This window comes from Kitasatospora sp. NPDC006697 (genome assembly GCF_042869935.1).
Taxonomy (GTDB): Bacteria; Actinomycetota; Actinomycetes; order Streptomycetales; family Streptomycetaceae; genus Kitasatospora.
Genome location: NZ_JBIAGU010000010.1, coordinates 161,033 through 180,977, shown reverse-complemented (window position 1 = coordinate 180,977; position 19,945 = coordinate 161,033). Strand labels below are relative to the sequence as shown.

Annotated in this window: 17 protein-coding genes and 1 pseudogene; 6 read left to right on the top strand and 12 right to left on the bottom strand. The window is 72.9% G+C overall.

Features of this window, described 5'->3' with window-relative positions; all coding sequences use genetic code 11:
* Positions 1–74 precede the first annotated feature (74 nt).
* Positions 75–953, bottom strand: coding sequence for a menaquinone biosynthetic enzyme MqnA/MqnD family protein (locus tag ACFYNO_RS16465; protein WP_388011926.1), 879 nt, complete (start codon positions 951–953; stop codon positions 75–77).
* 382 nt (positions 954–1,335) lie between these two features.
* Between ACFYNO_RS16465 and ACFYNO_RS16460 the strand changes: the two genes are divergently transcribed.
* Positions 1,336–1,539, top strand: coding sequence for a cold-shock protein (locus ACFYNO_RS16460; RefSeq protein WP_388011762.1), 204 nt, complete (start codon positions 1,336–1,338; stop codon positions 1,537–1,539).
* A 121-nt stretch (positions 1,540–1,660) separates the two neighbouring features.
* On the opposite strand, the pseudogene ACFYNO_RS16455 reads toward ACFYNO_RS16460, so the two are convergent.
* Both ACFYNO_RS16455 and ACFYNO_RS16450 read right to left on the bottom strand, forming a co-directional pair.
* Positions 1,661–2,105: pseudogene (locus ACFYNO_RS16455) on the bottom strand (Uma2 family endonuclease).
* A gap of 126 nt (positions 2,106–2,231) precedes the next feature.
* A complete protein-coding gene (locus tag ACFYNO_RS16450; protein WP_388011760.1) occupies positions 2,232–3,536 on the bottom strand; it encodes a dicarboxylate/amino acid:cation symporter in 1,305 nt (434 codons plus the stop codon).
* Between the two features lie 396 nt (positions 3,537–3,932).
* Here ACFYNO_RS16450 and ACFYNO_RS16445 point away from each other — a divergent pair, with 396 nt between their 5' ends.
* Entirely contained in the window at positions 3,933–5,144 is a 1,212-nt protein-coding gene (locus ACFYNO_RS16445) for an MFS transporter (RefSeq protein WP_388011758.1), read from the top strand.
* Between the two features lie 25 nt (positions 5,145–5,169).
* Here ACFYNO_RS16445 and ACFYNO_RS16440 read toward each other — a convergent pair whose 3' ends face one another.
* From ACFYNO_RS16440 to ACFYNO_RS16415, 6 genes are all read right to left on the bottom strand, one after another.
* Positions 5,170–8,481: an SdrD B-like domain-containing protein gene (locus tag ACFYNO_RS16440; protein ID WP_388011756.1), complete on the bottom strand. Its 3,312-nt coding sequence runs from the start codon at positions 8,479–8,481 to the stop codon at positions 5,170–5,172.
* 84 nt (positions 8,482–8,565) lie between these two features.
* Entirely contained in the window at positions 8,566–9,564 is a 999-nt protein-coding gene (locus ACFYNO_RS16435; protein ID WP_388011754.1) for a LacI family DNA-binding transcriptional regulator, read from the bottom strand.
* A 4-nt stretch (positions 9,565–9,568) separates the two neighbouring features.
* Positions 9,569–9,898, bottom strand: coding sequence for a DUF4229 domain-containing protein (locus ACFYNO_RS16430; RefSeq protein WP_388011752.1), 330 nt, complete (start codon positions 9,896–9,898; stop codon positions 9,569–9,571).
* Between the two features lie 81 nt (positions 9,899–9,979).
* The gene (locus ACFYNO_RS16425) at positions 9,980–10,513 is read right to left on the bottom strand and encodes a GNAT family N-acetyltransferase (RefSeq protein ID WP_388011750.1); all 534 of its coding nucleotides are present in this window, start codon (positions 10,511–10,513) and stop codon (positions 9,980–9,982) included.
* A gap of 10 nt (positions 10,514–10,523) precedes the next feature.
* A complete protein-coding gene (locus ACFYNO_RS16420; RefSeq protein WP_388011748.1) occupies positions 10,524–11,858 on the bottom strand; it encodes an MFS transporter in 1,335 nt (444 codons plus the stop codon).
* Positions 11,855–13,162 (bottom strand): MFS transporter, encoded by a 1,308-nt coding sequence (locus tag ACFYNO_RS16415; protein WP_388011746.1) that lies wholly within the window; start codon positions 13,160–13,162, stop codon positions 11,855–11,857. The genes ACFYNO_RS16420 and ACFYNO_RS16415 overlap by 4 nt, the downstream gene beginning before the upstream one ends.
* A 60-nt stretch (positions 13,163–13,222) precedes the next feature.
* Between ACFYNO_RS16415 and ACFYNO_RS16410 the strand changes: the two genes are divergently transcribed.
* A complete protein-coding gene (locus tag ACFYNO_RS16410) occupies positions 13,223–14,209 on the top strand; it encodes a GlxA family transcriptional regulator (protein ID WP_388011744.1) in 987 nt (328 codons plus the stop codon).
* Between the two features lie 297 nt (positions 14,210–14,506).
* Here the strand turns inward: ACFYNO_RS16410 and ACFYNO_RS16405 are convergent, their stop codons facing one another.
* Positions 14,507–14,962 carry an ATP-binding protein gene (locus tag ACFYNO_RS16405; RefSeq protein ID WP_388011742.1) on the bottom strand — a complete coding sequence of 152 codons (456 nt, stop codon included), beginning with the start codon at positions 14,960–14,962 and terminating at the stop codon, positions 14,507–14,509.
* Between the two features lie 313 nt (positions 14,963–15,275).
* Between ACFYNO_RS16405 and ACFYNO_RS16400 the strand changes: the two genes are divergently transcribed.
* Both ACFYNO_RS16400 and ACFYNO_RS16395 read left to right on the top strand, forming a co-directional pair.
* Positions 15,276–15,773, top strand: a complete 498-nt coding sequence (locus ACFYNO_RS16400) for a sigma-70 family RNA polymerase sigma factor (RefSeq protein WP_388011740.1) — start codon at positions 15,276–15,278, stop codon at positions 15,771–15,773.
* A gap of 28 nt (positions 15,774–15,801) precedes the next feature.
* Positions 15,802–16,929, top strand: coding sequence for a maleylpyruvate isomerase N-terminal domain-containing protein (locus tag ACFYNO_RS16395; protein WP_388011738.1), 1,128 nt, complete (start codon positions 15,802–15,804; stop codon positions 16,927–16,929).
* A gap of 11 nt (positions 16,930–16,940) precedes the next feature.
* On the opposite strand, the gene purU is transcribed toward ACFYNO_RS16395, so the two are convergent.
* Positions 16,941–17,819 carry a formyltetrahydrofolate deformylase gene (purU, locus tag ACFYNO_RS16390; RefSeq protein WP_388011736.1) on the bottom strand — a complete coding sequence of 293 codons (879 nt, stop codon included), beginning with the start codon at positions 17,817–17,819 and terminating at the stop codon, positions 16,941–16,943.
* A gap of 95 nt (positions 17,820–17,914) precedes the next feature.
* Positions 17,915–18,433 carry a hypothetical protein gene (locus ACFYNO_RS16385; protein ID WP_388011734.1) on the bottom strand — a complete coding sequence of 173 codons (519 nt, stop codon included), beginning with the start codon at positions 18,431–18,433 and terminating at the stop codon, positions 17,915–17,917.
* A 214-nt stretch (positions 18,434–18,647) separates the two neighbouring features.
* Between ACFYNO_RS16385 and ACFYNO_RS16380 the strand changes: the two genes are divergently transcribed.
* Entirely contained in the window at positions 18,648–19,895 is a 1,248-nt protein-coding gene (locus ACFYNO_RS16380) for an ABC transporter substrate-binding protein (RefSeq protein ID WP_388011732.1), read from the top strand.
* The last annotated feature ends 50 nt before the right edge of the window (positions 19,896–19,945 follow it).

Genomic DNA, 19,945 nt, shown 5'->3' with positions numbered 1-19,945 from the left:
CCGTCCCCTCTCCCCCGTCGTCGAACACCCCGCACCGTACCGGGTGCGGGCCGCGCGGCCGACGGGTAGCGGAGTCAGACCACCGGCGCCCGCTCCAGCAGCCGGACCGTCACGTCCGGCGCGAAGCCGCTGTCGTGGGCCACCCGGCGGGCGAACTCGGCGATGCCGGCCAGCTGCGGCCCGGCGAGCGAGAAGTCCAGCGCCTCGCTGAAGTAGCGCTCCAGCACCGCCGCGTCGAAGCCCTCCCAGCGGGCGGCGTGCGCGGCCACCTCGCCCGCCTCCAGCAGGGAGAGGTCGCGGGACTCCAGGAACGCCCGGTGCACGGCCGTGACCAGCTCGGGCCGGCGCTCGACGAACTCCCGGCGGGCCGCCCAGACGGCGAAGACGAACGGCAGGCCGGTCCACTCCTTCCAGAGCTGCCCGAGGTCGTGCACGGTGTACTCGGGGTGCCGGTCGGCCTCCAGGGTCACCCGCAGCGCCGGGTCGCCGATCAGCACGGCGGCGTCGGCCCGGGCCAGCATCGCGTCCAGGTCGGGCGGGCAGCTGAAGTACTCGGGGCGCACCCCGTCCCGCTCCTCCAACAGCAGCCGGGCCAGGCGGACGGAGGTCCGGCTGGTGGACCCGAGCGCGACCGGACGGCCGTCCAGCTGGTCCAGCGGCACGGTGCTGACGATCACGCAGGACATCACCGGCCCGTTGCTGCCGACCGCGATGTCCGGGAGCACCACCAGCTCCTCGGCGTGCCGCAGGTACTCGACGCAGGTGATCGGGCCGATGTCCAGCCGGCCCTCCACCAGCTGGTCGCTCAGCTTCTCGGGGGTGTCCCGGGTCAGGTCGAGGTCGAGCAGCGCCCCGGTGCGCCCGAGCCCCCAGTAGAGCGGAACACAGTTCAGGAACTCGATGTGGCCGACCCGGGGACGTGCCTGCCGGCCCCCGCCGGGGGCGGCGCCGATACCCTCGTCAACGCGTTCCACAAGATCGGCCACTGCCTGCTCCCTCTGCCTGTTCAAGCTGTTCTGGCAGGGTATGCCCGGCTGCTCCGCAGACCGTCAGGACCCCCGTGCGACACACCCCGACACGCCCCTCGCGCAGCTTCGGACACACCCTGGTCGAGCCCGCCTCTCCGTGCTACGGTTTCACTCAGTTGCAGTTTGATTCCCCTTGCAGTACTTGAAGCCTGCGGAGCATGTAACCGCAGGCTTTTTGTAGTTTTTCAGCATTGCAGCATTATGCGAAAAACTCCGGGCCCACATCCCGGAGGCGGGGCGATCAGCGCAGCGGACCGGACGTCACAACACGTGTGGCGTCCAACACGTCCCTCGCAAGGAGAACGGCATGGCCACGGGAACCGTCAAGTGGTTCAACGCTGAGAAGGGCTTCGGCTTCATCGCCCAGGAGGGCGGCGGCCCGGACGTCTTCGTCCACTACTCCGCGATCAACGCCAGCGGCTTCCGCTCGCTGGAGGAGAACCAGTCGGTCAGCTTCGACGTCACCCAGGGCCCCAAGGGTCCGCAGGCGGAGAACGTCACCCCTGTCTGATCACTTGATGATCACCTGATCGCTCCGGGCCCCCGTGGGCCCGCCGGCGGCCCGGCCAAGGGGCCCCATGAGCATGAATAGCAGTACCAAGGGGGCCCTCTGCGGGCCCCCTGCCGTTTTGTCAGAACTCGTCGGTACGGAGCGCCAGCGCAAAGGGCTCGGGGAGTTCGACGGGGGTGCCGAACGGGTGCGGGCCCGATACGCGCGGATAGCCCGGCGAGCCGGGTTCGGCGAAGAGCGTGCAAGAGCGTTGCCGCCGGTCGACGAGGAGATAAATCGGAGCACCGTACTCCGCATATCGGCGTCGCTTCACCAGCCGATCCGTATCTCCGTTTGATTCCGAGCTCACCTCGACCACCATCAGCGTCTGCTCGGGCAATAGGGACTTTCCGCCCTTTGCCAGTTCGCGGGACGTCGGTCACCGACTCGTGGTACCAGCTCGGCGACTCGTGCCGGATCACCCCCTCGATGATTTCCACCCGATCGCCCTCGATGTGGCGAATGGCGAACTTCAGCGCCGCTTCCGGATCGTCGACCTCGTACTCACGCGCCCGCTCCGCGCCCATGGCACTTCCTTCCGGTTCGCCGGCCACCGTATCCCCGCCCCGCCCGGTGCTCCCGCTCCGCTCACACGAACGAGCGAACCCCCGGCGCCGGTGGGCACCAGGGGTTCGCTGCGGCGTGACGGCGGATCAGGCCGCCGTGGCCAGGGGGACCGCCGGCTCGTCGTAGAGCTCCTTCGGCGCGTTGTAGGCCGCCAGGTCCAGCGTCTTCTCCCGCGCCGAGACCAGGATCGGCACGACGACCTGCCCCGCGACGTTCGTCGCCGTCCGCATCATGTCCAGGATCGGGTCGATCGCCAGCAGCAGGCCGACGCCCTCCAGCGGCAGGCCCAGCGTCGACAGGGTCAGCGTCAGCATCACGATGGCGCCGGTCAGGCCGGCGGTGGCCGCCGAACCGATCACCGACACGAACGCGATCAGCAGGTAGTCGCCGATGCCCAGGTGGATGCCGTAGACCTGCGCGACGAAGATCGCGGCGATCGACGGGTAGATCGCGGCGCACCCGTCCATCTTCGTCGTGGCGCCGAACGGAACCGCGAAGCTCGCGTACTCGCTCGGCACGCCCAGCCGCTCCGTCACCCGGCGCGTCACCGGCAGGGTGCCGACCGAGGACCGCGAGACGAACGCCAGCTGGATCGCCGGCCACGCGCCCTGGAAGAACCGCACCGGGTTCAGCCCGCCCGCGAAGCGGAGCAGCAGCGAGTAGACGACGAACAGCACCAGGGCGCAGCCGACGTAGATGTCGGCGGTGAAGGTGGCCATCGGACGGAGCAGGTCCCAGCCGTACTTCGCCACCGACTTGCCGATCAGGCCCAGCGTGCCGAGCGGGGCCAGGCGGATGACCCACCAGAGCGCCGTCTGCACCAGCTCCAGCAGCGACTCGTTGAGCTTCAGGATCGGCTCCGCCTTGGCGCCGACCTTCAGGATCGCCGCGCCGGCCACGATCGCCAGGAAGACGATCTGCAGCACGTTCACCTTCAGGAACGCGTCGGCGATGTTCGTCGGGATGATCCCGGTCAGGAAGTCGACCCAGGAGCCGGAGTCCTGAGGCGCCTTCAGGCCGGTCGTGGACAGGTGGGTGCCGGTGCCCGGGTCCGTCAGCAGGCCGATGGCCAGGCCGATCGACACGGCGATCAGGCTGGTGATGCCGAACCAGAGCAGCGTCCGGACCGCCAGCCGCGCCGCGTTCGCGACGTTCCGCAGGTTGGCGATGGAGACCACGATCGCCGTGAAGACCAGCGGCGGCACCGCCAGCTTCAGCAGCTGCACGAAGGTCTTGCCGATGGTGTCCAGCGTGGTCGTGAGCCAGGAGACATCGTTCTGCCGGGCGATGAAGCCCAGCACGACGCCGAGCACCAGGCCGGCGACGATCTGCACCCAGAACGGGGTGCGGCGCAGGCGGCCGAGGGCCGGGGGCGCGGGAGTGGAGGACATGGGGGTGCTACTCCGGGGTGTGGCGGGAACGGGGGGAGGCGGGGGCAGGGCGGCGCACGCAGGGAGGGGCAGCCGGCCGCACGGGGCCGGAGCGGGCGGTACGCCGCCTAGCTACAGCTCGGAACTCGACACGAGCGGACGCAGCGGCACTCCTCGACCCCTGAGCACAGCGCGGCGCGCGGCATGAGCGAACCGCTCATGCCCTGCTGCCGGAGTGCTCCTGGGGTGGTCATGGCCGACACGTTAGCAGCGAACCTTTGAGATGTTCAAAGTAGAAGTTTCAGATCCGGCCACGAACGACCCCCGCACCCAGACACCTGCTCGGTTGACCCCAGCCTTGTTATACGTATAACTTTCAAGCTCACCGCCCCCCTGACTCACTCCCGGGAGATCCCCGTGGGCTACCTGGCCCTGCTCCGCGCCCCGCACGTCCTCCGACTGCTCGGCGGCACCCTGCTCGGCCGGCTGCCCGCCGGGATGACCGCCCTGGTGATCGCCCTCGCGCTGCGCGAGGCGGGCGCGCCGTACAGCCGGATCGGGCTGGCCACCGCCGCCTACGCGCTCTCCGCCGCGATCGGCGGCCCGGTGCTCGGGCGGATCGTCGACCGCACCGGCCAGCCCAAGGTGCTGCTCTGCTCCGCACTGGTCGCCGGGCTCGGTTACGCGCTGCTCGCCCTCGCGCCCGGCAGTGCGCCCGCCGCGATAGCCGGCGCGGCCGTCGCCGGGCTCGCGATGCCGCCGCTGGAACCCTGCCTGCGCTCGCTCTGGCCGGATGTGGTGGCCGAGGAGCAGCTGGACACCGCTTACGCCTTCGACTCCGCCTCGCAGCAGATCCTCTACGTGGCCGGCCCGCTCGCGGTGGCGCTGATCGCCGGCACCGCCGGACCCGTGACGGCGCTCTGGACGGCCGCCGGCCTCGGCTTCGTCGGCGCGCTGGTGGTGGCCACCACCGCCCCCGCCCGCCGCTGGCGGGCGCCGGCCCGCGCGCACGGCAGCGGAATCCTCGGGCCGCTGCGCTCCCCCGGGCTGGTGCTGCTGCTGATCGGTCTGGCCGGCGCGGGCTGGACGGTCGGCGCACAGAACGTGCTCTTCATCGCCTACGCCGAACGCCACCGCGGCGCGCTCCCCGGCGGTGCCGGGCTGCTGCTCGCGGTGGCCGCCTTCGCCGGGCTGCTCGGCGCGCTCGGCTACGGCGCGGTGAAGTGGCGCAGCTCCACCGGCACCCGCACCTGGGCGCTGGCCCTCGGGATGGCCGCCTGCTACCTGCCGCTGCTCGCCCTGCCCGCGCCCTGGCCGATGACCGCGCTGGCCTTCCTCTCCGGCCTCGGGCTGGCGCCGCTGCTGGCAGCGGCCTTCGTGCTGGTCGCCGAACTGGCGCCGGTCGGCACGGTGACCGAGGCCTTCGCCTGGCTGGTGACGCTCTTCGCCACCGGCAACTCGCTCGGCTACGCGGTCTCCGGCGCGCTGGTCTCGGTCTCGCTGACCGCCGTCACCTGGTGCGCGGTGGGCGGCGTGACGCTCGGCGGGGTGCTGCTGTTCGCCGCCCGGGGGCGGCTGGACGCGCCAGTGGCGCCGCCGGCGGCGGCGCCACTGGGTGTGACGGTCTGACGTTCGGTCAGTCACTGGTGGTGCGTCAGCTGTGCTTCCCGGGGCGGCGGTAGGCCACCGCACAGATCACGGCACCGGCGAGCACCGCGATGGCGCCGAGCGCGGTCAGGAACTCCCCGGGCACTCCGCTACCGGTGTTCGGCAGCGAGGTGCTGCTCGGCGACGGGGTGGGGGTGACCGTCCGGGTCGGCTCCGGCGTCACCGTGGCGCTGGGGCTCGGCGACTCGGTGGGCGACTCGGTGGGCGACACCGTCGGCGAAGGAGTCGGGGTGGGCGTGGGGGTCGGGGTGGGCGTCGGGGTCGGAGTGGGCGTGGGAGTGGGCGTCGGGGTCGGGGTCGGGGTCGGAGTGGGCGTCGGAGTCGGCGTCGGCGTAGGCGTCGGCTGCTCCACCACCCCCATGTCCACGTCCAGGTCCCGCTGCCCGCCCGACAGGTGCACGGTCGGCGTGATCCCGGTCGCCTGGTCGGCGTCCGAGTCCTTCGCCCCGTCCGTCCCCTGGTGCTGCCTGGAGACCGTGGCCCCGGCCGGCAGCGTGGTGAGGTCGAACTGCACCTGGTAGGCACCGTCCGGCAGGTTGTCGAACAGGTAGTGCCCGTTCGCGTCGGTCACCGTGCTGACCGGCCGGCCCATCTTGTCGCGGACCGGCTGCCCGTTCCCGTCCAGCAGGTTGACCTTGACCCCGGCCACACCGGTGTCACCGCCCTGCTGGATGCCCGAGTCGTTCCGGTCCAGCCAGACGAAGTCGCCGAGCGCGTTGTTCGACGGCGCCGTCTGCTTGACGGCCACGCCGACCTTGGCCGGCTCGGCGGGCAGCAGCTGCTGCCCGCTGTGGTCGGTGGCGGTGAAGGCGAAGCTGTTCCAGGCGTACTCGCCGTCCGCCGCGTCCACCGAGGCGACCATCGGCCAGGTCAGGGTGAACGAGGCGCCGGAGGCCAGGGTGCCGGGGCGGTGCACCCGGAACCAGGTGGCCGTGCCGGGGCCGGGGAAGGTGCTGCTCCAGACCGCGCCGGCGTTGCAGCCCACCCGGGTGACCAGCGCCGTCTCCACGCAGGGGTTGGCGTCGGTGGTGTACTCGATCAGCACGGTCGGGTCGCTGCTGGTGATCGGCTGGCTGAGCGAGGGGGTCCAGACGGAGCCGCGCGGGGCGTCCTGGGTGAGCACGTAGGTGTCGCCCGGGGCGGGCAGCCTGTCGTAGGCGATGAAGCTGGTGACCGGGTCCGGCGAGTCGTTGCGCACCGTCATCCGGTAGGAGATCTGGCCGCCGGGGGTCGAGGTGCCGATGCTGCCGTAGTCGGCGTCCAGGTCGCCCTTGACCTCCTTGTAGGAGCGCAGCACGCTCGGCGCGTCGACCTGCACGTTGGAGGAGGCGTGGCACAGCAGCTCGGAGGTGTCGCCGTTGCCGTTCAGGTCGAGCACGTCCGGGGTGCTGCCGCTGTCGGAGCCGAAGTAGGAGCAGGCCACCGGCAGGGTCGGCTGGTCGACCGTCACGTACACGTCGTTGACCAGGGTGCCCGCGCCGACGCTGCCGGCCACCTGGACGTCGAAGAGCGTCCGGTAGGCCTTGTCGTCGTGCAGGTAGGTCATGTCCGGCGCGCCGGCCGGCCACTCCATCCTGATGATCTGCCGGCCGTCCGGGCCGGGGGTGACGGTGACGGACTGCGGGGCGACGGTGTCCGGGTAGGCGGGGTCCCGCCGGGCCGAGCCGTCCACGTAGACCAGGCCGGCCGGCAGCAGGTCGTAGAGCACCAGCGGGCGGTCCAGGTCCCGGCCCGTGCGGTTGTACGGGATCACCTGGAAGGTGGCCGTGCCGCCCGGCGAGGAGACCGCGCCGGCCACCGTGGTCTTGGCCGCGCCCAGGTTGGTGGCGGCCTTGACGGTGGAGTGGGCGCAGGAGTTGGCACTGGCGTTGGTGGTGCCGTCGGTGGCGGCGGTGTCCACGCAGTTGGTCAGCGGGTCCGGGGCGGCGGTGCCGTCGTGCCCGGGGGTGATCGTCTGGGCCACCAGCTGCACCGCGTTGCCCGGGCTCCAGCCGGTCGGGATCGGGCCGTTCCAGGTGAGGTCGATGCCGTCCAGCCAGCGGCCGGCCGGGATGCCCAGCAGGTCGTCGGCCGGGTCGCCCGCACCGTCGACGAAGGTGATCCGGCGGGCGCTGGAGCCGTTCAGCGGGCTGCTCGGGCTGAAGGTCAGCCAGGTCGGGTCACCGTTCAGCCGGTACTTCAGGTCCAGCACGATGCTGGTCGGGTTCCACGGTTCGAACTGGAAGGACTGCGCCCGGATCCAGTTGAAGACGCCGCCGGTGCTGCCCGCGCCCGGGTCGGTGATGTTCAGGCTGGTCGCCGGGCCGGCCGTGTTGGTGGCCGAGAGGCTGAGGGTGTTGATGTCACCGGCGACCGAGTTGGCCCCCCACACCTTGCTGGCCGTGACCACCACGCCGGTCACCGGCGTCTGGAACGGGCCGGTGGTGGCGCTGTCGGTGTCCAGCCGGCGCTCGGTCCCGCCGAGCGGGGTGCCGCGCAGCTCCACGTTGTTGGTGGCGATGGTCCCGGTCGGGAAGGCGGGGTCCGGGTAGTTGACCACCATCGCGCCCGGCTGCTTGCAGCCGCCGTTGGGGGTGGTGAAGTCGCCGTTGTCGTAGGCCCAGACGTTGGGGCTGGTGGTCACCTGGGTCCAGCCCGGGGAGCGGCCGGTGTCCACCACCGCGCCGTCCGGCAGGGTGTCCAGCAGCCGGTTGTGCTCCAGGTTGACGTTCGGCACGTTGCCGGTGGCGCAGGTGCTGAACTGGTAGGTGACGGTCCGTCCGTCCTGGCTGCTGGTCTGGATGCCCTTGGTGACGCTGTACTCCGGCTCGACCCGCGCCTTGGTGTCGGCGGTGGCGGTCTGGGTGGTCTCCCCGGTGGCCGAGAGGGTTGCCGAGTTGGTGGAGGCGGCGCCGTTGGGGGTGGAGAAGTTCGGGTACTTCATCACCACCGTGATCGAGGCGGTGGTGCCGGGGCTGAGGTTGTTCAGCTTGATGTTCATCGTGCCGCCCATGGCCCCCTGGGCCGGCACGGTGGAGCCCGCCACGTCCACCGAGGTGGGGTCGGGCGTCCAGCCGACGAACTGCATGTTCGCCGGCAGGGTGTCGGTGATCTGCCCGCCGGTGCACTCGGCGACGGAACAGGTGTACTTGAGCGTGAAGGTGACGTTCTCCCCCGGAGAGGCGGTCGCCTTGTCCACGCTCTTGGTGAAGGAGATGGCGGCCTGTGCTGGCGTTGCCAGCATGCCGCTGCCCAGCAGTGAGCCTGCCAGGAGGGCGAGAACCGAGACGATCCGCCCGGTCCGGAAGGGTGTGCGCATACTGTGCAGTTCATCCGACTGTCCCATTGATGCCCGGACGACTCGAACGCGGCCGACCCGAATTCACCCGTACGGCGGTTCGACTCAGCGGGGCTCACGGGTGGACGACCTGACGATCAGCCGGGTGGCCAGCGGGGCCACCGGCTCCACCTGACCGCCTGTCAGCAGCGCGGCCAGCGCGGCGATCCCGGTGCGGCCCAGCTGCTCGCCCGGCAGGTCGACGGTGGTCAGCGGCGGGGTCAGCAGCGCCGCCACCGAGATGTTGTCGATGCCCACCACCGAGACGTCCTGCGGGATCCGCAGGCCCAGGTCGGCGGCGGCCTGGTAGAGCCCGGAGGCCACCACGTCGTCGTCGCAGAGCACGGCGTGCGGGCGGTCCGGACGGCCCAGCAGTTCGGCGGCCGCGGTCCGGGCGGCGGACTCGCCGCGGTTCAGCGAGACCCCGTACTCCAGCACCTCCAGCCCGGCGGCGACGCGCTCGAAGGCGGCCTGGCGGACCCGGAAGGTGTGCGCGCTGTGCACCGAGCGCAGCCGGCCGAGCCGGCGGTGGCCGAGCCCGGTCAGGTGGGCCACCGCGGCGGCCATGCCGCCGGCCAGGTCCAGCTCCACGGTCGGGGCACCGCCGGCCGCGGCCGGGTCGGCGTCCAGGAAGACGGCGGGGGTGCCCGGCGGCAGCTCGCCGAGCTGGCTGTCGTCGGGCGAGCAGATCAGCAGGCCGTCGAACCGGCTGGTGGTCGCGGCCTCGGCCAGCCCGGCGGCGGTCCAGCCGGAGCTGACCACCACGGCCAGCCCGTGCCGGGCCGCCTCCTCGTGCACCCCGGCCAGCACCCGGCCGAAGAACGGGCCCTGGAGGTTGGGCACCGAGAGCATGGCCATGCCGCTGCGGCCCAGCCGGAGCTGGCGCCCGGCCGCCTGCGGGCGGTAGCCGAGGCCGCGGGCGGCCTCCAGCACCCGCTCCCGGGTGGCGGCGGAGACCCGGTGGCCGGACTCGGCACCGGAGAAGACCAGCGAGACGGTGGCCTGCGAGACACCGGCCAGCCGGGCGACGTCCCGTCCGGTGGGGCGGCGCGCGGGGGTGCCCACGGTCCTACTGCTGGCCGGCGGCGGCCCGGGCGGCCTCGTCCGCCTCGTCCTCGCCGGTGTTCTGCTCGGCGATCCGGCGGGCGGTGCGCTCCTTGATGCCGCTGACCTTGTCGATCACCTGTGCGGACATCTCGTCGCGCTGCTTGCTGAGCACCACGTAGCTGATCGGCGCCGAGACCAGTGCGGCCAGCAGCACCAGGAAGACCGCGCCGGTCGCGCCGACCACCGGGATCACGCCGAAGTGGCCCAGCAGCGAGGTGACCAGCAGGCAGGCGAGGAAGATGCTGGCCCGCAACGAGGTGTAGCGGAGCGTGGCGTGCTTCTTGCTGCTCACGGTGGTGTCCTTCGGCTCTCTCGCGGGTGCGGCGGTCTCCCAGTGAAGCATGCCTGCCCGGCGGATCTTCGAGGACCTCTCTCAGACGAGGGAACGCCAGAGGGTGATCTCGTCCCGGTCGTCCCCCGGAGCCACCCGGATCGCGCCCGGCACCCGGCCGACCTCGGTGTAGCCGCAGGAGGTGTAGAACCGCTCCAGGCCGAGCCCGCCGCGGCAGGTGAGCCGCAGCCCGGCCAGGCCCCAGCCGCGGGCGACCCGGTCGGCCTCGGCGAGCAGCTGCCGGCCGTGGCCGCGGCCCTGCCGCTTCGGGTCCACCATCACCCGCTTCAGCAGCCGCCAGTGCGCCATCAGGTCGAACCGCATGCTCTCGAAGAAGAGCGCCGCGACCAGCCGGCCCTGCTCGTCCCGGGCGATCAGCAGCCGGTCCGCGTCGGGGTCCTCCACCGCGCCGAGGCCGGCAAGCTGCTTGTCCGCGGTCGGCCCCACCTCCTCCTCGGTGACCGGCGCCACGAAGCCGATCGCACCGCCGGCGTTGGTCGCGTCCGTCCAGAGCGTGACGATCTCGGCGCGCAGCTCGGGAGTCGGTTCCGGGTCGAGGAGGAAGTGCAGGCTCATGCCCGCGACCTTACTGAGCCGCGACGACAAGGCCGCCCGGCAGCGGCCGCCGGTTCACCGCGAAGCAGCAGACCACCGCGATCGCGCAGAGCGCGCCGGCGCCGTACCAGGCCAGGTCGTAGTCGCCGAACTTGTCCCGCATCACGCCGGCGGCGGTGGAGACGATCGAGGCCCCGATCTGGTGGCAGGCCAGCACCCAGCCGAAGACGATCGGCGCGTCCGCCCCGAAGTGGCGGCGGCAGAGCGCCACCGTCGGCGGCACGGTGGCCACCCAGTCCAGGCCGTAGAAGACCACGAAGGCCAGGAACGGCGGCTTCACCGAGACGTCGAAGAGCTGCGGCAGCAGGAGCAGCGAGAAGCCGCGGAGCCCGTAGTAGACCATCAGCAGCCGGCCGGAGTCGAAGCGGTCGGTGAACCAGCCGCTGGCTATCGTGCCGATCACGTCGAAGAGGCCGATCAGCGCCAGCAGGCTCGCCGCGGTGGTCTCCGGCATCCCGTGGTCGTGCGCGGCGGGGATGAAGTGGGTGCCGACCAGGCCGACGGTGGTGGCGCCGCAGATCGCGAAGGAGCCGGCCAGCAGCCAGAAGACGCCGCTGCGCATGGCGTCCCGGAGCACCCGCACGGTGCGGGAGACGGCCCGGCCGGAGATCCGCGCGGGCAGTTCGTCACCGGGCTTCGCGCCGTAGGGCAGCAGCCCCAGGTCGGACGGGTGCTCGCGCATCAGCAGCAGCACCGGCACCGAGACGGCGGTGGCGCAGAGCGAGACCACCACCACGGCCGTGCGCCAGCCCTGCGCCTGCACCAGCCAGGAGAGCACCGGCAGGAAGACCAGGTTGCCCGCCGCGCCGGCCGCCGTCAGCACACCGGTGACCAGGCCCTGCCGGGCCTGGAACCAGCGGCCGCTGATCGTGGTGGCGAAGGCGCCGGCCATGCTGCCGCTGCCCAAGCCGACCAGCACGCCCCAGCAGAGCAGCAGCTGCCAGCTCTGGGTCATCAGCACGGTGAGGCCGGAGCCGACCGAGATGGTGAGCAGGGCGCAGACCGTCACCAGCCGCACCCCGAACCGGTCCATCAGGGCGGCGGCGAACGGCGCGGTCAGGCCGTAGAGCACCAGGTTGATCGAGACGGCCAGGCTGATGATCCCGTGCGACCAGCCGAACTCGCTGTTCCACGGGGTCATCATCAGGCCGGGCGTGGAGCGGAAGCCGGCCGAGCCGACCAGCACCAGCAGCGAGAGGGCGGCGATCACCCAGGAGTAGTGGAGCCGGGGCCGCTTGGGGGCGCCCCCGGCCGAAGGCTGGGGGAGGTCGGCGGTGCCGGCTGGGGTGGCTTCGAGCTTGGTCACACCGGAGAGTCTCGCCGCCCGGCCGGGGCCGGACGAGTGGCCTGACTGCCATCTTCCGTCAGGATCGGGCCACCGGCGGGGCCTTGGGCCACCGGGCCCTCCGGCACCCGGCGCAGGCCGCGGATGGCCGGGGTGAGCAGCAGCGCGGCCACCACCCCGACCGTGACGGCCGCGCCGACGCTGAGCACCGCGCGGGCGCCCCAGGCCGAGGCGGCCGGGCCGGCCAGCGCGCTGCCGAGCGGGACCATGCAGACCGAGCCGGCCACCTCGTAGGCGTGGATCCGGTTCAGCACCTCGCCGGGCACCTGGGTCTGCACGCTGGTGGCCCACATGACGCCCCAGAAGGTGTAGCCGGCCCCGGCGATCAGCAGGCAGCAGGCGAGCAGCGGCACCGGCAGGTCGAGCGCGATGCCCAGCGGGTAGAGCGGCGCGGCCAGCATCGCCAGGCTGCCTGCGGCCAGCGGGCGGGCCGGCTTGAACCGGATCGCGACCAGCCCGCCGACCACCGTGCCGACCCCGTACACCGCGCTGAGCAGGCCGTAGACCGCCGAGCCGTGGGCCGGCACCAGCACCCCGGCGGCCAGCGGGATCAGCGGGCCGTAGCCGAAGACGCTGTAGACGGTCCAGATCAGGATCACGCCCCACATCCACCGGCGGGCCCGGAACTCCCGCCAGCCGACCACCAGGTTGCGCCAGAGGCTGTCACCGGGCGGCGGCGCGGGCACCGGGCCGAGCCGCAGCGCCAGCAGGCAGCTCGCGCTCAGGCCGAAGGTACAGGCGGCGATCACCATCACCCAGCCGGTGGACCCGGTGGCCACCAGGGTGCCGGCCAGCGCCGGACCGGCCAGCGCGGTGACCGCCTCCGAGGTGCGCAGCACCCCGTTGGCGCCCTGCACGTCGCGGGCCACCAGCGGCACGGTGCTGGCCGCGCCGGGCTGGAACATCGCGGCCGCCGCGCCGGCCACCGCGAGCAGCGCGTACAGCTGCCAGGGGTGGTGGACGCCCTCGAAGAAGACCGCGGCGAGCAGCACCCGGGTGGCCAGGTTGGCCAGGTCGGCGCCGATCATCATCCGGCGCGCGGTGAACCGGTCGGCGAGCACGCCGCCGATCAGGATCAGGCCGGCGAACGGCGCCAGCCACCAGGCGAGCGCGTAGCCGACGGTGCTGACGGGGTGTCCGGAGCCGATCAGTCCGGCCGCGACGGCGACCGGCAGCATCGCGTCGCCGAGCAGGCCGCTGCTGCGGGCGGTGAAGTAGAGCCGGAACGAGCGGGACCAGATGGCGGGGGTCTGTGGAGCTGGCACGACAGCAGGGTGGTCCAGACCACTGCTGGTTTTCCAGCGATTTCGGGTCACAATACGGGGATGACGGCTGCGCAGACCCCCCACCGAGTGGCGGTGCTGGCCCTGCCCGGAGTGATCGCCTTCGAGCTCGGCATCCCGTCCCGGATCTTCGAGTCGGCCACCGGGCCGGACGGCGCCCCGCTCTACACCGTGGCGACCTGCACGGTGGACGGCGGCCCGGTGCGCACCAGCAGCGACTTCCGGATCGAGGTGGACCACGGCCCGGAGCTGCTGGAGCGGGCCGACACGGTGGTGGTGCCGGCCGCCCGGGGCATCCACGCCCGGGTGGTCGACGGCGAGCTGTCCGGACCGGAGCTGGCCGCACTGGACCGGATCCGGCCCGGCACCCGGGTGGTGTCGATCTGCACCGGCGCCTTCCTGCTGGCCGCCGCCGGCCTGCTGGACGGCCGCCCGGCCACCACCCACTGGTCCTACACCGAGCGGTTCGCCCGGCTCTTCCCGAAGGTCCGGCTCGACCCGGACGTGCTCTTCGTGGACGACGGCGACCTGCTCACCTCCGGCGGGGTGGCCGCCGGGGTGGACCTCTGCCTGCACCTGGTGCGCCGGGACCACGGCAGCGCGGTGGCCAACCACGTCGCCCGGGTCTGCCTGGTGCCGCCGTGGCGGGAGGGCGGCCAGCGCCAGTACGTGGACCTGCACGTGCCGGCCGAGCAGCGCCCGGCCGGCAGCACCGCCGCCGTCCGGGAGTGGGCGGTGGACCACCTGGACGAGCCGCTGACGCTGCGGCTGCTGGCCGACCGGGCCGGGATGAGCGTGCGCACCTTCACCCGGCGGTTCCGCGAGGAGACCGGCGCCAGCCCGGGCCAGTGGCTGACCACCCAGCGCACCGCGCGGGCCCGGGAGCTGCTGGAGAGCACCGAGCTGAGCATCGACCAGGTGGCCCGCCGGGCCGGCTTCGGCACCGCGGCCTCGCTGCGACTGCAGCTGCGCGGACGGCTGGACCTCGCGCCGAGCGCCTACCGGCGGACCTTCCGCGCGGTCGGCTGACGGCGGCTCACACCACGCGCCGACGCGGGTAGCGACGGCGGGCGGTCCCCGGCACCCCCGCCTGGACCGCCCGCCGGTACGGGCCCTGCCCCGCACTACGGGCTGCTCCGCACTCGCCAAGCGGCTGTCGCCCGGTCAGTTTCCGCTGTCCGGCGGCCTCTTGACGTCCCCTCGCGACGGAGAGCTGACCCAAGAGTGATCAGCCCGCCACATCACGTCAATGGGTCGTCCGAAATTCGGAACGGTTGCATGCCATTTCAGCCGCGCAATGATCGAAAACCGGCCGTCCGTACACGGTCAGGCGGGCAGCCGCCCACCGGTCAGCAGGTCCGCGCCGGCCCCGGCCGCACCCTCCCCCGGGCCGTCCCGGTCCACCTCGCACCAGACCAGCTTGCCCGCGCCCTCCGGCACCCAGCCCCAGCGGACGGCGAGCAGTTCGACCAGTTCGAGCCCGCGCCCGTTGGTCGCCTCCCCGCAGGCGTGCCGGGGCAGCGGGGCGGTACCGCTGGCGTCCGCCACCTCCACCCGGACCGGCCCCGCGTGCTCCGGCCAGTGCAGCCGGAGCACCGCCGGGCGCCCGGTGTGCACCACCGCGTTGGTCACCAGTTCGGAGACCAGCAGCACCAGCGTCTCCGCGTAGCCCGCCGTCGGGTCGGCCCCGAGTGCGAGCAGCCTGCCCCGGACCCACTGCCGGGCCCGGCCGACCTCCGCTGCGTCGGCTGCCACCGCGAGCTGTACCTGAACCACCTGCACCGCTCCACCACCTGCATGACGAGCTACCGGTTGGACTGTCCATGTCGTCGGCACGAATAGGGCTCAGGATGATTGGCGGAAACCGGCCCGACAACCGCTTCGGGCATATTCCAGCGATCGGGGGACACGACGGCGCATACTGACCCGCTCGCCCGGCCGAGGATCGCAACGACCTTCGCACGGGTGCTGTGGAACCTACGCCCCGCGACCCGACCGGGCGGCGTCCGCCGCGCGAAGACCGGCCGTCCCGCCGGAGAAGTGTTCTTCCTACAATTCGCCTCCCCCGAACCCGGCCCGGCGATACCGTGGTTCCATGACCGCACCGGACTGGGACCAGCAGATGCGGTCGCGGTTGGCCCGCGGCGAGGAGAGCGCGCTGGGCGAGCTGTACGACCAGCTGTCGCCCCTGGTGCACGGGCTGGCCGGCCGGATCCTGGGCGACGAGCAGGCGGCCGCGCAACTCACCCGCGAGGTGTTCGGCCACCTCTGGGAGCACCCCGAGGAGTTCGACCCCGACCAGCGCTCGCTGCGCTCCTGGGTCGGCGAACTGACCCACCGGCGGGCCGTGGAGCGGCTGCGGCGGGAGGAGCTGGGCGCCGAGGAGATCCGCGAGCGGGCCGCCGCCGCCCAGGTGCAGTACGTGGTGGCCGCCCTGCCGCCGGCCCTGCGGGAGACCCTGGAGACCACCTGGTACGACGGCCGGACCTACCAGGAGACCGCCCGACAGCTCGGCATCAGCGAGCAGGCGGCCCGCCAGCGCCTCCGGCTGGGCCTGCAACTGCTGGCCAATGAACTGGAGTTCGGGTCTTGACGGGGGACGGAGCGGGGGACGGGGCCAGATGACTGAGCAGGAGCACGACGCGTTGCGCGGCCTGCTCGGCGCGTGGGCGCTGCGGGCCTGCCGGCCGGACGAGGCCGCCGAGCTGGAGCGGCACCTGGGCGGCTGCCGGGAGTGCGCCCAGGAGGCCGACCAGCTGAGCCGGGCGGCCGGCCGGCTCAGCACCGACGACCCGCTGGACCAGCCGGACGGGCTGCGCCAGCAGGTGCTGGACTTCTGCCTGACCCGGCGGGCCGCCGGCCGCCCGCTGGCCAGTTGGGCGGCGCCGTACGCGGCCGAGACCGCCAAGCTGGACGCGCTGCTGCGCGACCTGGGCCGGGCCGAGTGGCAGGAGGTGGCGGAACTGCCCTGGCACGGCGGGGCGCTGCGGCTGCGCCCGGCCGAGGTGCTGTGCCACCTGGCCGGGGTGGACGCGCTGGTCGGCGCCGCGCTCGGGCTGCCCGACCCGGCGGCCGGCCCGACCGGCCGGGTGCCCGTCCAGGGCACGGCCGTCCCGCCGCCGTGGGCCGGTCTGGTGGAGCGCGGCGAGCGGCTGGCCGCCGGCTACGCCCAGGCGCCGCCGCAGCAGGTGCGCCAGTTCTGGCGGACGCAGTCCCAGGCGCTGCTGCGCGAGGCGGTGCCGGAGGCCGGCGACCGCACGGTGGACTACGGCTTCGCCGAGGTGCGGGTGCGGGACGCCTTCATCGACCGGGCCTTCGAGACCTGGATACACGGCGAGGACGTGGCCCGGGCCGTCGCCTACCCGTACGCCCAGCCCTCGCCCGCGCACCTGCGGCAGATGGTGGACCTGGCGGCCCGGATGCTGCCCGGCGCCCTGGTCGGGCGGCGGCAGGCGGCCTACGCGGGCGGCCTGGCCGAGAAGGGGCCGGGCCGCACCGTGCGGCTGGTGATCGAGGGTCCGGCGGCCGGCCAGTGGCTGATCCCGCTGGACCGGCCGGTCGAGCCGGGCGGGCCGCCCAGCGGGTCCGCCGAGCCCGAGCCGGTGGCCGAGCTGGTGATGGACGGCGTGGAGTTCTGCCAGCTGGCCGCCGCGCACCGGGATCCGGAGCGGCTGCCGGTCGGCGAGTACGGCGACCGGGCGGCGATCCGGGAGGTGCTGGCGGCGGTGCCGCTGCTCTCCCGGCCCTGAGCCGCCCCGGGTCAGGCGAAGACCACGGTCCGGGTGCCGTTCAGCAGCACCCGGTGCTCGCTGTGCCACTTGACCGCGCGGGCCAGCGCCTGGCACTCCACGTCCCGGCCGATCGCGACCAGCTGGTCCGGCGAGACGTCGTGCTGCACCCGGGCCACCTCCTGCTCGATGATCGGGCCCTCGTCCAGGTCCGCCGTGACGTAGTGCGCGGTTGCGCCGATCAGCTTCACGCCCCGGGCGTGCGCCTGGTGGTACGGCTTGGCGCCCTTGAAGCTCGGCAGGAAGGAGTGGTGGATGTTGATCACCCGGCCGGAGAGCGCCTTGCACAGGTCGTCCGAGAGCACCTGCATGTACCGGGCCAGCACCACCAGCTCGACCTGCTCGGTCTCGACCAGCTCCAGCAGCTTCCGCTCGGCCTCCGGCTTGTTCTCCCGGTTGACCGGGATGTGCACGAACGGGATGCCGTAGGAGGCGGTCAGCTCCTCGAAGTCGGTGTGGTTGGAGACCACCGCGGCGATCTCCACCGGCAGCGCGCCGATCGAGGTGCGGAACAGCAGGTCGTTCAGGCAGTGCCCGAACCTGCTCACCATCAGCACGATGCGCATCTTGCGCTCGGCCGGGTGCAGCGCCCACTCCATGCCGAAGGAGGCGCCGATCGCGGCGAAGCTGGCCCGCAGGCTCTCCAGGGACACCGGCGGCTCGGCCGAGAAGTGCACCCGCATGAAGAAGAGCCCCTGCTCACCGTCCCGGTCGCCGAACTGCTGGCTGTCGATGATGTTGCAGCCGGTCATGAAGAGGTAGCTGGAGACCGCGTGGACGATCCCCTGGCGGTCCGGACAGGACAGGGTGAGTACGTACTGGGTCGGCTGGGCCTCGCTCTGCTGCGCCACGCTCTCGGTCCTCGATTCCACTGGTGTCGGTCGGTGCGCCGGATCCCCCAGCCTGGCACAGCCGGGCCCGGCGGGGGCGGCCGTCCGCAGTCCGGTCAGCCGACGCGGGTGAGGATGCGCAGCACCTCCAGCGAGCGCGGCGGGAGGTCGGGGTCCTCGCCGTCGTTGCGGCTGAGCAGCTCGTGGGCCGCCCGGGCCGCGCCCACCGCGGCCGGCCAGTCCGGGTGCGCCAGGTAGCTGGTGGAGGGGGCGTCGGCGCCCACCTCGTGCAGGATCCGCAGCACCCGCAGCACCGCGGCGTCCACCAGGGCGGCCTCGGTGCCGTCCCGCAGGATGGTGCCCACGTACTTCTCGGCCGACCAGCGGTCCAGCCAGCTGTCCTCGACCAGGCGGTAGACGGCGTCGGTGACGTCACCGAAGCCGTCCCGGCCGGTCGCCCAGTACTCCTGCTGGAAGGCCGGGTCGGCGAGCATGTGCAGTGCGGAGCGCAGACGGGCGCGCCAGCGCCACCAGGGCAGGTCGTTGAGCGGCATGCCGCCCATGGTGCTGGAGCGGCGCCCCGCACGAGAAGGGTTTCCGGGAGAGCCGTTCGAAGTTTCTGCGCTGACCGCCATGGGAAACGATCGTACGTTCCCCACCGGACCCCTTCTACACGCGTCCAAGCTCGGAGTTCATCTCCTGTTTGCCGTCCGTTGTGTGATGGTCCCTCTAGAGGAGCGAACCCCCCATGAGGCTTGGTCTCAGACCGAGAAACTCCTGGGGAGGGACCAGCCAGTGACCACCGCTGCATCGAGGGCTCCGCGCCGGACACGCCGGATCGGACGTCCGATGGCATGGGCGGCCACCGCGGCGCTGGTTCCGGCTCTGCTCGCCACCTCCGGCTGCGGCGGCAAGGCGGACGCGGCCTCCGACCAGGGCCAGCTCACCGTGATGACCTTCGCGCCCTGGGGCACCGGCTCCACCGACCGGCCGGGGATGCCGCAGCTGGCCACCGCGATCGGCGCCGAGGTCAACGCCCAGGGCGGGGTGGCCGGCCGCAAGCTGCGGGTGCTGACCTGCAACGAGCACAACACCGCCGACGGCGCGACGGCCTGCGCCCGGCAGGCCGTGAGCGCCGGCGCGATCGCGGTGATCGGCTCCTACAGCCAGTACGGCGACGTCTTCATGCCGCTGCTGGAGAACGCCCGGATCCCGTTCATCGGCGGCTACGGCCTCTCCGGGCCGGAGTTCACCAGTCCGCTCTCCTACCCGGTCTCCGGCGGCACCCCGTCGCTGATCGCCGGCAGCGGGCGGCAGCTGGTCGCGGCCGGCTGCAAGACCGTCGCGCTGATCCGCCCGGACACCCCGGCAGGCGACACCCTGGTCGGCTCGCTGATCGGCGCGCTCAACCCGGCCAACGTGAAGCTCACCGACGTCAAGGTGCAGGAGAAGTCCACCGACTACGCGGCGGCGGCCAGGACCGCGATCGGCTCGGACGCCGCCAACAACTGCGTCACCGCCGCGCTCGGCCCGCTGCCGACCGTCAACCTGCTGGACTCGCTGCGCCGCCAGCCGCACAGCCGCACCCGGCTGTTCTCGGTGATCGGCAGCTTCCAGCAGTCCGTGGTGGACTCCACCGGCGGCGACTCCGGCCCGCTCGGCGGCGCCTACGCGGTGGGCTGGTTCCCGCCGGAGGGCTCCAAGGTCTGGGACGCGCTGCGCTCCACCGTGCGCACCCGGGCCGCGGCCGACGCCAGCATCGACGTCGCCGACCCCGGGGTGCAGACCACCTGGGTCGCCTACCAGGTCTTCCAGCAGGCCCTCAAGCGCATCCCCGGCGGCAAGCCGGTGGACAACCACACCCTGCGGGACGCGCTGGACTCCGGCTCCCCGATCGAGACCGGCGGCGCCACCCCGCCGCTCGGCTGGGGCCTGACCAACATGCTGGCCGCCGCCGACTCGCCGCGGCTGGTCAACACCTCGGTGACCTTCCAGCAGGTCCAGGGCGGCCGGCTGGTGGAGCAGCAGCCGGGCTTCATCGACGTCCGCTGGGTGCTGACCGGCGGCCCGGCGCCGACGGTCACCCCGCTGGGCTGAGCCGCCGGAACGCGGAAGCGCCCCGGGGATTCCCCCGGGGCGCTTCCGCG

What these genes read in the sequence shown, in the direction of transcription:
- ACFYNO_RS16460 (WP_388011762.1), top strand. Translation starts at nt 1,336, where the DNA reads ATGGCCACGGGAACCGTCAAGTGGTTCAACGCTGAGAAGGGCTTCGGC.
- ACFYNO_RS16450 (WP_388011760.1), bottom strand. Translation starts at nt 3,536, where the DNA reads ATGTCCTCCACTCCCGCGCCCCCGGCCCTCGGCCGCCTGCGCCGCACC.
- ACFYNO_RS16440 (WP_388011756.1), bottom strand. Translation starts at nt 8,481, where the DNA reads ATGCGCACACCCTTCCGGACCGGGCGGATCGTCTCGGTTCTCGCCCTC.
- ACFYNO_RS16425 (WP_388011750.1), bottom strand. Translation starts at nt 10,513, where the DNA reads ATGAGCCTGCACTTCCTCCTCGACCCGGAACCGACTCCCGAGCTGCGC.
- ACFYNO_RS16410 (WP_388011744.1), top strand. Translation starts at nt 13,223, where the DNA reads ATGACGGCTGCGCAGACCCCCCACCGAGTGGCGGTGCTGGCCCTGCCC.
- ACFYNO_RS16400 (WP_388011740.1), top strand. Translation starts at nt 15,276, where the DNA reads ATGACCGCACCGGACTGGGACCAGCAGATGCGGTCGCGGTTGGCCCGC.
- ACFYNO_RS16395 (WP_388011738.1), top strand. Translation starts at nt 15,802, where the DNA reads ATGACTGAGCAGGAGCACGACGCGTTGCGCGGCCTGCTCGGCGCGTGG.
- ACFYNO_RS16385 (WP_388011734.1), bottom strand. Translation starts at nt 18,433, where the DNA reads ATGGCGGTCAGCGCAGAAACTTCGAACGGCTCTCCCGGAAACCCTTCT.
- ACFYNO_RS16380 (WP_388011732.1), top strand. Translation starts at nt 18,648, where the DNA reads ATGGCATGGGCGGCCACCGCGGCGCTGGTTCCGGCTCTGCTCGCCACC.